The sequence below is a fragment of the Pseudoalteromonas sp. SANK 73390 genome (genome assembly GCF_054966645.1).
The window spans coordinates 119,468-134,100 of record NZ_ARPN01000035.1 but is presented as its reverse complement, the minus strand read 5'-3'; the positions used below and the strand labels follow the sequence as shown (position 1 = coordinate 134,100).

General features: G+C 39.0%; 10 protein-coding genes and 2 pseudogenes. 4 read left to right on the top strand and 8 right to left on the bottom strand.

Features of this window, described 5'->3' with window-relative positions; translation table 11 throughout:
• Positions 1-250: 250 nt before the first annotated feature.
• Positions 251-618: pseudogene (locus tag SANK73390_RS03150) on the top strand (transposase); the annotation flags it as partial.
• 347 nt (positions 619-965) lie between these two features.
• Here the strand turns inward: SANK73390_RS03150 and SANK73390_RS03145 are convergent.
• Positions 966-1,543: pseudogene (locus SANK73390_RS03145) on the bottom strand (transposase); the annotation flags it as partial.
• 568 nt (positions 1,544-2,111) lie between these two features.
• On the opposite strand from SANK73390_RS03145, the gene SANK73390_RS03140 reads away from it, so the two are divergent.
• The 3 genes from SANK73390_RS03140 to SANK73390_RS03130 all read left to right on the top strand — a co-directional run bounded on the left by SANK73390_RS03140 (position 2,112) and on the right by SANK73390_RS03130 (position 3,839).
• Positions 2,112-2,693, top strand: coding sequence for a class I SAM-dependent DNA methyltransferase (locus SANK73390_RS03140; protein WP_462763429.1), 582 nt, complete (start codon positions 2,112-2,114; stop codon positions 2,691-2,693).
• A 116-nt stretch (positions 2,694-2,809) separates the two neighbouring features.
• Positions 2,810-3,226 (top strand): VOC family protein, encoded by a 417-nt coding sequence (locus tag SANK73390_RS03135; RefSeq protein ID WP_462763427.1) that lies wholly within the window; start codon positions 2,810-2,812, stop codon positions 3,224-3,226.
• 217 nt (positions 3,227-3,443) lie between these two features.
• Positions 3,444-3,839 carry a GFA family protein gene (locus tag SANK73390_RS03130; protein WP_462763424.1) on the top strand — a complete coding sequence of 132 codons (396 nt, stop codon included), beginning with the start codon at positions 3,444-3,446 and terminating at the stop codon, positions 3,837-3,839.
• Between the two features lie 157 nt (positions 3,840-3,996).
• Here the strand turns inward: SANK73390_RS03130 and SANK73390_RS03125 are convergent, their stop codons facing one another.
• The 7 genes from SANK73390_RS03125 to SANK73390_RS03095 form a co-directional block, all read right to left on the bottom strand.
• On the bottom strand, positions 3,997-5,004 hold the full coding sequence (locus SANK73390_RS03125) for a tetratricopeptide repeat protein (protein WP_462763422.1): 1,008 nt from the start codon (positions 5,002-5,004) through the stop codon (positions 3,997-3,999).
• A gap of 93 nt (positions 5,005-5,097) precedes the next feature.
• The gene (locus tag SANK73390_RS03120; RefSeq protein ID WP_462763419.1) at positions 5,098-7,245 is read right to left on the bottom strand and encodes an exonuclease domain-containing protein; all 2,148 of its coding nucleotides are present in this window, start codon (positions 7,243-7,245) and stop codon (positions 5,098-5,100) included.
• Positions 7,246-7,294: 49 nt separating this feature from the next.
• A complete protein-coding gene (locus SANK73390_RS03115; RefSeq protein ID WP_462763416.1) occupies positions 7,295-10,612 on the bottom strand; it encodes a response regulator in 3,318 nt (1,105 codons plus the stop codon).
• A complete protein-coding gene (locus tag SANK73390_RS03110) occupies positions 10,590-11,840 on the bottom strand; it encodes an ABC transporter substrate-binding protein (protein WP_462763414.1) in 1,251 nt (416 codons plus the stop codon). Before SANK73390_RS03110 ends, SANK73390_RS03115 begins: the two co-directional genes overlap by 23 nt.
• A gap of 172 nt (positions 11,841-12,012) precedes the next feature.
• Positions 12,013-12,864 carry an alpha/beta hydrolase gene (locus tag SANK73390_RS03105; RefSeq protein ID WP_462763412.1) on the bottom strand — a complete coding sequence of 284 codons (852 nt, stop codon included), beginning with the start codon at positions 12,862-12,864 and terminating at the stop codon, positions 12,013-12,015.
• 5 nt (positions 12,865-12,869) lie between these two features.
• Positions 12,870-13,454: a TetR/AcrR family transcriptional regulator gene (locus tag SANK73390_RS03100; protein WP_462763410.1), complete on the bottom strand. Its 585-nt coding sequence runs from the start codon at positions 13,452-13,454 to the stop codon at positions 12,870-12,872.
• A gap of 383 nt (positions 13,455-13,837) precedes the next feature.
• Entirely contained in the window at positions 13,838-14,500 is a 663-nt protein-coding gene (locus tag SANK73390_RS03095; protein ID WP_462763408.1) for a DUF2306 domain-containing protein, read from the bottom strand.
• Between the last annotated feature and the right edge of the window lie 133 nt (positions 14,501-14,633).

The following is a 14,633-nucleotide window of genomic DNA, read 5'->3' as shown; positions in this document are numbered from 1 at the left end:
AATAAGCCTTTATATATCAGAGAACTAGAAATATTAAAAAATTTGAGAAATGGGGGAGCATTCATGGTGTTTTGTGATCTTATGAATCGCCAAAAACAACAGATCTAAACAACATGAATGCGTTTACTATTTTGCACAATATGCTCCACGCTGTCACCCCTGACTCAATCCACAAAGCCATGTAATCCCCCCGAAAAGTCGGAGCAGTTATAAGTAGAACTTCCGTTACACTAAAACAAAGGAGTTTTCTATGCGTAAATCGAAATATACCGATAGCCAAATTTTGGCAATATTGAAACAAAATGAGAACGGCGTTGCTGTTGCTGATCTTTGCCGTGAGCATGGCATGAGTTCACCACAACTCTACAAATGGCGAGCCAAATTTGGTGGTATAGATGCGTCCATGATGAAGCGGTTCAAAGAGCTTGAAGCTGAAAATAGTCGCCTGAAAAAAATGTACGCTGAAGAATGTTTTAAATCCCAGATCAGACAGGATGCACTTGAGGGAAAGTTGTAAAGCCATCTCAGCGTAAAGAGATGGCAATAAATGCTGTTAAGCATTACAACATTAGCATTCGTTTCGCTTGTTTAAGTTTGGGAATTAGCGCCAGCAGCTATCATAGTCCAAAAATACTTCTTAAAAATACTCAAGCTGATCTTGCCGAGTTCGTGGTATTGTTCATCTAAATACCCAGCAGAGTGATGGCTTTATCTCATGCCAGTCATTATTCAAAAGTAATCGACGTAAGAGCTACTATCTTGGCGAGGTCGGAACCGAAAGAACGAAACAGCCATCATTGAATTATCAAACAATGGACACGCAAAGCCAGTACCTTTAATATTTTCATACCAAAAGCACTTCTTTACTACTATTTTTAGCTTTATCCGAGCAAAAAATTAGTCGCGGTTTTGCCTATTTTATCAGCATAATTGATGGTAAGTGTTTTGTGTTGTTGAGTTATGGAAGCGAATAGCTTTTCACATTGACTGATGCCGGTTCGTCGTTTTACTTCTAAATGTGCGTAGTAGCCATCAAGCTTATTGGGCCGCCCTACAGCCCCTTTGCACACTTTGCTAAATTGTGTGGTGAGCTTTAACCAGTTTTCAGGTGCTATGCATAATCGCTCTAAGATGGGTGATGTGTACTGTTCAATATGCCCACGTTTATCTTCTCGCATACAACGCCCTGTTAGCTCAACTAACTCTAAGTATGACTTTAACTCAAAGGATAGCCCTTTGGGCATGTGTTTTCTGGGGCTACCTGCAAAGCGAGCGAGTTGTTTGGGTTGTTTAGCGTCTCTCGCAGCTTTAATTCGCTTTTGAACGCTGGTGTGCTCAGAGTCTTCGGGGGGTTTTGCCATCTTCGCTCTGATGTGGGTTAAATCAACATACGCCATACAGGCTGCCAGTGCGACTTCATCTAGAAGTGCCTGAGATTTAAAATGCCCTTCAGCGCGGCGGCCGCCCAAAATCGGCCTGTACAGTTATCTTCTTTATTGGCTTTTCTGGCTATATCTTCATTCAAAACGCGCATAAACCAGCTAAATTTCCGTACAAAAAGCACTATAAACACACCGCTAGATACAGTGGTAATATTCAGGTGCAGCGTACTGGTATCAACATGACTTATTTGTCTTTTGGGTTGCCGTTGCCATAAAACCTACCTACCTTTTAAAAGGATAAATAAAAGATAGACCTCGAACAAAAAACAAGCAAAAATATTGACTATGTTGTTTACTTTGTTTATTTAGCAAATAGAATTATTAGTTGGCATAGAGCTGGGGGTAGTGCAACACAAACTTCTAAATAGATTTTACGTTAAAGCAAAATGTTGATTTTAAAAACAAAAAAGCAACCAGGTAGTCAGAGCTCCCTAATCTTCAGCCTTCATACCACCCATCATGCGCTTTTTGTTAACACAAAGTGCTATCCACGGTTCTCCTCCCGTAATAAATATGTATCCAAACATATCTCAGTGATATGATGCCACAAGTTTTAGTAGTCATCCCAAAACTCGCTAGCTGAGGTTACGTTACTTCGATTATGGGCAGCAAGTTTAGGCTATTTGGATGTTTAGTATTTAAATCAACAATATACTTTTGGAGAGTATTTTGAGTAACGAGTGGGATAGGTATGCTAAAAACTGGGATGAAGATCCCACGGTTAAAGAATATGCAAATAATGCATTTTCTGAGCTTTTGCAAAACATCAATATTAATGGTCTAACTGTTCTTGATTTTGGCTGTGGAACAGGTGCCTTAACTGAGCTTATGAGCCCAAAAGTTCAAAGTATTATTGCGATAGACCCATCTGCAGAAATGATAAAACATTTGGATAAAAAAGCGCTTAAAAATGTATCATCTATTTCTGATTATTTATCGAAAGAGTTAATTCAAAACTGTGCGAAGTTAGGGGATAAATTTGATCTAATTGTGGCGTCATCTGTTTGCGGTTTTCTGCCTGATTATGAGGAAACGTTAAGTTTATTAAAGCCCCTAATAAAAAAAGAGGGGGTATTTGTGCAATGGGATTGGCTTTCTAATGATGATTCATCGAATATGGGATTGTCGCAGAACAGGGTTAAACAAGCACTGACAGCAAATGGCTTTGCAAATATCAGGGTTAATAGCCCTTTTGTTATGACTAGTTCAAAAGGCAATATGCCTGTTTTAATGGCTATTGCTCGTGTTTAGTTATTTGACAAACTAATTATGGCTTTAACTTTAATCCTATCCCAAAAAGTGGAACGAACACCGCGAGGGTGCCATCATGTCTATGCTAGTAAGTGAAATTTTAAATAAGAAATACTATGAAACAGAATATTGTCCATATTGCGCTCGTTGTAAAAGATTATGATGAAGCAATTGATTTTTACGTAAATAAACTCAAATTCGAGCTTATTGAAGACACTCTTCAACCTGAACAGGATAAGCGCTGGGTTACTGTTGCCCCACCAAACTCACAAGGTGTTACGCTGTTACTTGCTAAAGCTTCTAAACCGCAGCAGTATAGCTTTATTGGCAATCAAGCTGGTGGTCGAGTATTTCTTTTTTTAAACACGGATGATTTTTGGCGTGATTTTAAGCGAATGAAGTCAATAGGTATTAATTTTATTCGTGAGCCTGCGGAGCAAGATTATGGGACTGTCGCGGTGTTTGAAGACTTATATGGCAACTTATGGGATCTGCTTCAGTTAAACCCAAACCATCCAATAGCAAAAAGATAGCATATCAAATTACTCCAAAAAGGGGGGCGCTGCAAATGCTAATCGTTTAGGTTATGAGATTTTAAAACAAGTTCAGAATAACGAAATAAGCTCAACTATGAGGCTAATTAGGAAAACGGTAGTGCCCAAGCACCCACTTATCGTCTTCCTGACGAAGGTCAGGATCTCTCAAACGAGCTCCATTAAGTATATCGTCAGTAAATTTTGGAGTTTGGACATGTTAAAAACATACAAAGGCGGATGTTTATGCGGCAATATTCGTTTTACAGCAATAGGTATGCCTAATAATCCACATACCTGCTCGTGTAAATACTGCCAGCGTCATAGTGGGTCACTGACTCAGGCATGGGTAGAGTTTAACGCAGAAAGTATTATATGGGATGGACCAGGAGGAGAACCAAACCTTTGGAGGTCATCGGGTTATTCATCGAGGAGTTTTTGTGTTGTTTGTGGTAGTACACTCGGTGCTGTTGATGATGAGCCTGTTGTTGCATTGGTGCTTGGTACTTTCGACTCTCCTAATCGCAAAGAACTACGCCCAAAATCACACTCTTATATATCAAAAAAACCAAATGGTGGTGTATACAAGTTGACACCGATACATAACAATTAAAGTTTAGCTCCGTGGCATATTTTAGCTAACTGTAATCTCCCCTTTATTGCTTCATTGCCACTGTATGTATCCGATACAAAGCCATGGTAGGTTTTCAGTTTTGCATCAAAACAGGTAAAGCCGCTCCAATCAAAGATTGTTAAATTTAAAATTGCATTCACTCCCAGTTGCACTTTTTAACGGCATCGAACCAGTGCGCTTCAAAACTTTGCCTTACAGGTGCACTGGGTAAGCTAACATCTATATCTAGCTTGCCCGCTAGATACCGATGTACTTGCGCTTTTAATTTATCGCTTTGCAAATCTTCATATGCCACTTTTAAAGCTAACTTTCGCTTTTCGTCTGGCTCATTGCCCTGTAGTTGTTCAAAGCGGGCGTTTAACCACAACAACATAGCTTGCTTTGATTTATTAGGAAAGATAGCAGTCAACTTTGAAGTTGGCTCAACCAAGCGTTGGTAATTTACTAATTGCTCTTTAATCAAAAAAACAAATAGTAGGTTTATACCCGCTGAAATTTTGCCTGATCGTTTGTCTATCTCCTGATAGTCACTAAGTGCTTGGCGAAACAGTCGCTCAGCTTCATTAATATTGCCTTGATCTAACGCCATACTACCCAAGTTATTCTCAATCATTGCAAGTACAGGAAGTAGCTGCATTTGCTCTGCAAGAATTCTTGCACGCGCATAAAGATTACGAGCTTTTGAATGAGCGCCTTGCTCTCTTGCGACTAACGCCATACTGTTAGTTAATGTTAAGCGTTGTCGGTCATTTTCTGCATATTTATGTGAACAATCGAGACTAGTTTGTGCATCGTTATAGTAACGCTCCCTGCGCAAAAAAATACCTAATGCGCTTAAAATAGTCGTGATATTGGCTTTAAAAAAAGGGCTTGATTGTTTTGAAAATGTTGCCTCAAGTGAGTCTAGTAAACGTGTCATTTGATTGGTTGGCACGGACGCGCGCATCATAATCAAATGCCAGCGTATAAACAAATTATCCGGGAGCTCTTCAGGAGCTTCAATGTTTTCTAGCAATACCATGGAGTTAGCTGGGTTTACAGTAAGGTAGTCTTCTGCTTCATTCAAGATGCCAACGGGGTTTAATCCACGAGCCAGTGCCATAAAACTGAGCCCAAGTGTTACCACGAGTAATAGTAGTCGCAATATGACCTTACCCCTTTACTTATCGATACGTATAACTGTAGCTGTAAAAAACCAAATACTCAAAACACCACACTGTTTACAAGCGCTTCTATGCTAATCATTTCTTCTTTGTTCATTTACCAAGAGCAAAATCTTCGCAGCCGCCATTGCATCATCCAAAGCTCTATGGTGCTGACTCAACTCAATGTTAAGCGTATTACATAAATTTCCAAGCGAATATGATGGATGGCCAGGCAGATATTTCCTTGCTAGTTGAACAGTACACAATTTGGGTTTACTAAATAACATACCTACTCTTTGAAACTCATGTTTTAAGAAGCCCATGTCAAAATTGACATTGTGCGCCACAAAAATTGCATTATCGCAAAAGTCATTCACTTGAGACGCGATATCACTGAACACTGGCGCTTGAGCAACCATCTCATTATTAATGCCAGTGAGCTGAGTAATATATTTAGGAATGCGCCGCTGAGGGTTGACTAAGCTGTGCCACTTTGCAACTATTTTACCCTGCTCAATTCTCACTATGCCAATTTCGGTGATACGGTCGAGCTCTTTTTTTCCTCCAGTCGTTTCTAAATCAACTACAGCATATGATTGATTAGGGTCAAATTGCCAACACGTGCGCTGAATGTCAACATCAAAACCACATAGGCTAAGTTGATTAATAGATACGAGTTGATTTCTACGTAACGAATCACCTGGTGCTTTTATTTCCTCAAATCGCAACGAATCTCGCTCCAATATCATTAAATCCGGAAAGCCATCCTTTAAGTTTTTAAAATCTTTAGCCATCGCCTTTAATAACACAGTAAGTTTCTTTACGTTGACATGCTGGGCAAGTATTAACAGCTGTTCGAGCACTTTATCGCTCCAATTGAACAACGCATTTTGTTGACCATAATAAAATGTTGCCTGTTTTAACAACCAACTTTTAAAGTCATTGGTACTATTAATGAATAACAATCTTTCGTCAATTTTTGCGCCAAGAGTGTCGTAAAAGTGGTTGAATTTTAGCAGTTGAGGATAACGCTCAAACTCATTACAAGGCATGCTATGTTCATTTTCATAAAGCTCTTGCCAAAAAACAATCGAAAATAACGCAAGCCATAGGTGATTTTCTGCATGCCAAGCGCGTATTCCATTTCGTTTGTAGTGCGCTATCACCCCTTGCTCTGTATTGCCTTTATAGGCTTCGTCTATCGCTATTACATGACTGTGCTCGCGCAATAAATCAGTTAAAATAGAAGTACGTTTTTGCGCAAACTTACGTAACAGAAAATCTTTGGCAAAAAGTAGCAAGTGTTCATCATTAGGAGTATTCAAAATGGCTTCAAGAGAGGCTTTACAACATTCATGCTCACCTTGCGTATATAACAACCTTACCCATTTTTCTTGTCCTTTTGCACTGGTACACTGTTCAAGCAACTGCATTGCCAAGTTGATGTGAGACTTTTCCAACAAACAAGCAAGTTTATAAAACACTTTTTCTTTTTGATAGTTTGCTTGAACACCAAGATCAGCGTCTATTGGCTCGCGTAAAAGCAGGTTAGCCAATGCAGCACTTTGCTCAATACCTGAATCTTGGAGTCGTTGATAATATTTAGCATAACGATATGCAAAAAGCGCATACTGGCGATTATCGAAATAACTACCGCCACTGGCCTTGCTATGCGTTTTCATCACGCCTAAGTCACGCATCGAAAACTGTGACAAATTGCGTTCTAACCGATTAAAATATAGAAAGAGAAAATACTCAAACTGTGGTGCCACGCAAATATATAAATAGCGTTTTGCAACCTCATGATGGGCAACATCAGCAAACCTTAAATGCCGCTTTGTAAACTCAAGCCAGCATGATTTTTTTGCCGTTCTCGAGGGCAGTTTAACCGCCTCAATCACATTACATAAAGCCATTAATTCAGGCTTAGTTATTACGCTTAACCAATCTTCAAATTTATCTAAATTTACACCTGCGATAAGTTCCTGCTGACGTAAAACCGTTAAAGCATTAGGTAAATTATTAATTTCTTTATATTTAAGTGTTGTACGTGCTACAAAATTCGACTTCCGGTTTAACAACCGAACCATTAAGCAACGTTCATTCTCTGCTAAGTTATCAATACGCTCTAGCACCGAAAAGTGCTCGTCACATAACAAGTGCATATTATGGTGTCGAGTATGCGCTATAAATTCACTAAAATGATCGAGGTAGTATTTTTCTGGAAGTTGTTTTTTCACACACACCAACTGTTTTTTTATACAGCATTACATGCTTGAGCTCTTCTAGCTAGTGACTTTTAATAGTATGCGGCAACCAATCCATCAGCTTCTCTAATAATATTTCTTGTCCGATTGGTTTAGCAATATAATCATCCATGCCCGCTTCTAGACACTTATTTTTATCGCCAACCATAGCATTAGCAGTCATGGCAATAATATTTACGTTCTTGTAATATAATCCAGCCTCTCCATTGCGAATTGCCCGAGTTGCTTCATAGCCATCCAACTCAGGCATTTGACAATCCATAATTAGTAGATGGTACCTGTCATCTTCTTGCCTTTGTTCAAGCATGCTTAAAACTTCTTGTCCATCCGCCGCAACATCGACCATGTTAAGCCCTAATTTTTTCAGCATGCTCATTGCTACGATTTGATTCACTTGATTATCTTCTGCAAGTAAAATACGAATAGATTCACTCCACTCAACTCGTTCAGGGTCAACCGCATTATTTTTCTTAAGTGCTTGAATATAACCTGATGTAACAAGTGGTTTTGCCTTAGCGAGCGCCTCGCCATTATCAGCAACAATTGAAAGTGCTGCAAACAAGTCAAAAGTAGTTGCTGGTTTAGGAAAATATGCGGCAAAACCAAGCTTTGCGAAATAATGTTCATCACCATGGCTTCCCATTGACGTCATCATGACCAGTTTCATATCGTTTAGTTTAGGATTTTGCCGAATTGCACTTCCTAACATAGCACCATCCATTTTTGGCATTTGCATATCTAAAAACGCGATGTCAAAACATGCACCATGCTCGTTCAAATAACGCTCACACGTTTGCAATGCCTGCTGGCCGGAACTCGCCTGCGAGACTTGCGCTCCCCAATGCTGAAGCTGTCCAATCAAAACTTCTCTATTGGTATGATTGTCATCCACAACTAAAATATGCAATTGTGACATTTCAACGCTTGGTAGTACCTGCGTAGAACCGATACTGTGTTTCATTAACACATCAAAACTAAAGCAACTTCCCTTGCCAATCTCACTCGATATTGAAACACTTCCTCCCATAAGCTCACACAACTTTTTAACGATGGCCAGGCCAAGTCCCGTACCGCCATACTTTCTTGTTGTCGAAGCATCTACCTGAGAGAATGAGTCAAATAACTTACTTTGTTTCGATTTTGATATACCAATGCCCGTATCACGCACTTGGCATTCAAAGCGTAAACAATCTCTATCAGTTTTAACCAAACTGGCTGTGACAACAACTTCTCCGTGTTCGGTAAATTTAATTGCATTGCTGACTAAGTTTGTCAATATTTGCCTTAATCGACTAGGGTCCCCTCTGACTTCTGACTCATCGACTTTGGTCATATCCAGTACTAATTCAAGTCCTTTATCTTGAGCTTGCATCGCCGCTGATTCAGCAAAATCGCCAAGTACGCCACGTAAATCATACTCTAATTCTTCTAGCTCCAACTTACCTGCATCGACTTTAGAAAAGTCTAAAATATCGTTAATTAAACCTAACAATGATGTTGCACTATTTAAGGCAACCCTCGCCCGATGGCTCTGCTCCTCATTCAACTGCCCATTGAGTAATAAATTAAGCATACCTAACACACCATTCATGGGAGTTCTTATTTCATGACTCATCGATGCCAAAAATTCGCTTTTCGCTAGGCTTGCTTGCTCCGCAGCAACTTTAGCTTCTTCTAATACCAATTCAGATTCAACTTCGCGGGTAATATCTTGCTGAATACCGACATAAGCTTTTAGTTTACCGGCACTATCGAAGACAGGTGACAATTTTAAATTATTCCAAAATGGTTCACCATTTTTTTTGTAATTAATAAGCTTAATAGAGAGCTTTTGATGCGACTTGATAGCTTTTCGCATCTGAATTTGGGTTTCTTTTGAGGTTTCTTTTCCTTGCAAAAAGCGACAATTTGTACCCAACACCCGCTTGTCATAACCACTCATCTCACAAAATGCTCGGTTAACAAAAGCTAAGGGAAGTTCAGGCTGTGTTGCATCTGCAATAGAAATACCTACAGTGCACGATTCAATTGCTTCAGCAAGCATATCATTATGTTCTTTGGCCTCTTGCAGAGCACCTTGATACAAGCGCTGTTCTGTGATGTCTGTGAGCGAACCTGCCATTCTAACCGCTTTGCCCTGATCATTTTTAAGGGCAACACCTTTAGCACGAAAATAGCGATATTCATGGGAAAACACTTGTATTCTCAACTCCAAGTTAAATGGGGTGTTATTTTTGAAATGGTTTTGCAATTCACGCTTAACTAACGCTTTGTCTTCGCTATGAATGCGAACCTCGATTGCACTAAGTTGATTTGGAAAAAGCTCAACGTCATCTCTATCGAAGCCGAGTAACTCTCTAAATCTGGGTGCAAAGTAAATATTATGTTTCTCTAAATCCCAATCCCACAATCCATCGTAGCTTCCTTCAATAGCCAGTTTATATCTATCTTCATTCGCTTTTGCTCGCTGTTCGGAGTGTTCAATACGACGAAAGGGGTTTAATAACAATTGCTGTCCAAACACCAGCAGTAACCCAAATGATAAGGTTAAGCTTAACGTCACCGCCCAGCCTATGCTTTTTTGAAATTGACTTACTTTTTCATTAAGGCGACTTGACTTGACAAAATACTCGTAAGTAATGCCTGTTGTTCCTATTACTTGTTTATTGATGCTAACGTAATCACTATTCGAGTCAAGATTACTATATTGAACCCACTTTCCACTTAATGAGATAGCCGTTGTATAGTCCTGCTTGGCAGCAAGTAATACGTCGTTTAAATCAATACTAAACCCTGCCAATAAAACGCCTTCAATAAAACCGTTATAACTGATTGGCACGGCTATTTTAAACATTTGTGAATCACCCATTGGCGCAAGCACAATGGCTTTATCACTCTCACCACTGATTATTTTTTGCAGCCATAATGAATGGTTGTCAATAAAGCTCTCAGAAAAACTACTGCTATAAACTGTTTCACCTAGTACATTAACTATTTGAATAGCTTCTTTTTGACCGAGTAAGGTTAGCTCATCGAAAAAGTCAGGCAGTGAAGCTGCAGAATGTCCACTTCCCATTACCCCTTGTACCAAAACTGGTTGATGCGCCAAATCAAGTAGCAACTGTACTCGAGTTTCTAAAAATTGTTCTAGGTAATTTTTGGTCAGTTTCGCTTCAACCTGACTGGTATTTATTTGCAGTTGTGTTACCGATTCGTTTGCTTTTTTTCCTACTAAAATAAGGCTTATACTCACCGATAAAAATAAACTCATTATCAAAAATGCATAAAATAGCTTATCTGATTTGAGCCTAAACACTCTACTTAATGACTGATTTATCATTTAACTTCCTGTTTAATTGGGGCAGAAGCACCACGCCACCATCATTATCATATTTTGCCATGCAAAAATCGGCCAAACCAAGTGCTTCATGAGCATCATCTTTATCCGCAGACCAAGTTGAAAAAGGTACTTCGTATGTCTTAATAAGGCCCACGACAGGCGAGTTTATTTGTTCCAAAGCACCTCGCAATGCAGCTCTATTATGCTTTATATCATCGGTCAATGTGATATTAGACAAAGCACTTATTAACAGTCGACCAAGATCATAGCTATGCACAAAGCCGGTAGGTGCGGGTAGTATTTCGATGTTTTTCATCGCAGCAGGAAATAATGCTTGAGCAGATGTCACAGCCACTTTCGCTTGAGGGTATCGCTTATAATCGCGAAGTGAAAAGCAACTTTGAATAAAGTGCAATACCACACCTTGCTTCAAAGCAGCTTGAGCAGATGACCAAAAATTTCCTCCGGTGATCCCCCAGTGACTTACAATGGGTATCTGTAACTCTTTAGGAAAACTCGACATCGCATTAACAAAATGACTTCCTTCTAATGCATTGCCCACAAACACAATACAACCCGCATCATTTTGTATAATTTCTCGAATCATAATTTTGGCACTATTTAATTGCGTATTCCAATTAAACCAAGTAACCGCCGGAGCATTATTTACACCCGCAGCATCACGTATTGTTTTATAATTAGATTTACCCCAAGGTGTATTCTCTAAAAGTGTATGTATTGATTTGCACTCAAGTGCTCGCTTTGCGTGTTCAACCAAAGTGAAGCCTGCTTTGGTATCATCAATTGACAGTCGGTACACCCAATTAACGCCATCAGGATAACGGGTTATTGGCCCGCCAGCTGCCCAAGGAATAAGCAGCAACACGCCATTTTCATTAATAAAGTTACGATATTTGATATACGGGGGCGAATGCAATCCCCCAAGAATGGCAAGTGCATCAGAGTCATCTATAAATTGCCTAATATGCAAAAGGCTCCGATTACTGTTGCCTCTATGATCTTTTTCAACCAATTTAAGTTGGTAGCCTTGCACCTGATTATTTACTTCAGCTAGCGCCGTGATCAGCCCTATTTTCATCGCGTTAGCCGATGCCAGATGGTTTGAATAATCAGAGTCGTGATAAATTTTAAGTACTCGCGTTTTGTCCTCTGCATTGGCGTACATACCAATAAAGTACAAAAATACAAGCCAATAATAGAATTTCATAAACTAACTAGTTAACGCAATCATAGCCTTAAAAGTAGCTCAACTTTTTAAAATTTGCAGTACTTACATAGCGATATATCATAAACTTTATGAACTATGAGCATCTTGTAATTATCATGAGGTATGAACACTTACCCTAGTAGCAAAAATATTATAGATACCCATACTCTTATCATGCTTTAAGCATAGTTAACTGTGCTTCGATTACTTGCCAAGTTTGTTCGTCATTTATGATACGACCATGTCCTAAACCTTGAGTTGTGATTAACGTTAAATGCGAGTGAATTTTTGCAACCTTTTCAGTTAAATGATGAAATGCAAATTTGTCTTCCAAATCATGTACAATCACAATGTTCTTATGCTTAGCTAAGTGATGCTCAGGCAATAGATTGTCAAAAATCATATCGTGCTGGTTTTCTACTGATTTGATCACTGTATTGAATAAACGCTTGGATATGCCCGTTGCCAAAATTCGTTGCTCAAAACCGGTATAAAAATCAAATGGAGGCGCAATGAGAATATGAACATTGGTGCTTACTCTATTAAGTGCGGCAATACTTCCCATTGAATGACTAATTGTTGCTGCAATGGGTAAGTCTATGTGCGCCTTTACCGCGTCTAAACCTCGAACAAAAAGCGGTAAATTAGCTTCTTTACCCGCGCTATTTCCATGCGCGTAATGGTCAAACGCGATAACTTTAAATCCAAGTGCCGCAACTTTTTCCATAAGTGGATAGAACTGCCCTGTACTGCCGGACCAGCCATGGGTGAACAAAACAATGGGACCATCACCCAGCTCATAAATATGTAATTGCTCAAACTGAGTATTTAGCTTGTATTCCTTCATTGTATTTGGCTTTATAACTTTGGACTGATGACGAACGGGTGTCAGCAATAATCGCTGTACACACCTTTTACCCAAGCTTGGGGCAATACGCGCTACTATGCCCGATACCATTTTTACAGCATAATAGCTTAAAGATTTTCGGTGTTGTTGCTCAGAAAAATAAATTTTACTACTCATATTTTTTATCCTTGATAGCGCTTAATTAAACGCGATAGTGCCAAGTTAAATCTGGTGTGTGTATCGTCTTCAAATCCAACCCACCTCATATGTTGCGAGCCCAAATATAAAGAATACAGTTCGTAGGTAAACTGTTTTGCATCAGTTTGCTCTCTCAGCTCTTTTGCTTCGATAGCTTGTACGACTAATTTATTGAGATAACTGAGCCAGCTTTGCAATAAAGATTTAACCAGATCTCGCACCGCACCAAGTTGATCGTCAAACTCAACAGCTGCAGAGATAAATATGCAATTGCAAGCTTTACCTTGATACCAACCTTGCCATAGCTCACAAGTTTTTAATAACTTAGCCAACGGTGAAAATTGCTTATTGATTGGAGCAATTACAGTTTGTGAAAACAATGCATGTGCATGTTCCAAAACAGCCAACTGTAAATTTTCTTTTGAGTTGAAATGCGCAAACAACCCAGATTTAGACATGTTCATCACTGCTGCTAAACCACCAATTGTAAGGTCATTTAGGCTTGTTTCAGTGGCGATATTAAGCGCAGTGGCCAATATTTGCTGCTTAGTATGCTTACCTTTATTCATTAACATCACAAAATAGAACGAACGTTCGTTTATAATATACGCAATATGAATCTTTGCCAACTAAATCTATTTGCCAACTAAATCTATTTGCCAACTAAATCTATTTGCCAACTAAATCATTACGATAAGAATTACTTTTGCTTGCTTATGTGGTTTATCTGTACAAGATACAACAGTGAAAAGTAATATTACATGTCAAAAGTTCTGACTTACAACTAGCCCACAACTGGTTATGTGACAGGTATCAGTTCTTTGTTTGCAGCACGTCAAATTAGAATGTAGCAAAACGAAGGCATTTATTATGCACGAAATAGATTATATTTTTTTACCACAACCAAAATAGCTACATTAGTAGTATGCGATGGTTCAGTAGAGCATATTCTTCATATGACGCTTTCGCCCATTTTTTTGAATCTTTGAGAAAAAAATATGACTTTTACTAACCAGTAAAAGAGCAACAACACGAGTATCAAGACTGGTATCCAGAGCAAACCTGACGCTTTAACGGCTTCAGGAAAAACGTCCTGTGATAAAAAGGACATCATTGCAAAAATAAATGCCAAGCACATACGCCACAAATGTCGTGCAATTCTATGTACACCTGCTATTCCTCCATTTACCAGCATTTTGGTATCAAAAATCGCAGCAAGCAATGCCAAAGTACCTGTAACAAAGTAAAAAGGAGTCATGTTGGGTGGAATACCATACATTTGTTCTCCATGAGTCACTTGCCAACCCAGATAATACAGGGTAAAGGATGTTAGATAAGCCATTACACAAGCAAAGATTTCAAACTTCCCTATTTGTTCAGGCGGTCGTCTAACGGTAAGCCAAGAGGTTGTTATTAGATAAAGTGTCAGTAAGCTAAAAGATGGCATTTGAGAAAGCATAATATCAAGTGCAAGTGCGCTTAATGAGACAAAAATCATAGAGAAAAAGAAGACATTGCCTATCTTTTTATGCAAGCCGCTACCTTTTGTAGTAATAAGTACCAGTAGGCCTGATACCAATGCCAGAGTTCCTGCTAGAATATGCACCGCATACATAGTTACTTTCCTTAAAAAGTTTTGATTGGCTGCTAACTAAGCAATGTCTATACCATAGTATGACTGGTAATGTCAGGCATACTAGTTTGCTGTTTTTTCTAGCAGAAAGTTAATGGTTTAGGCAAAGCTGAGG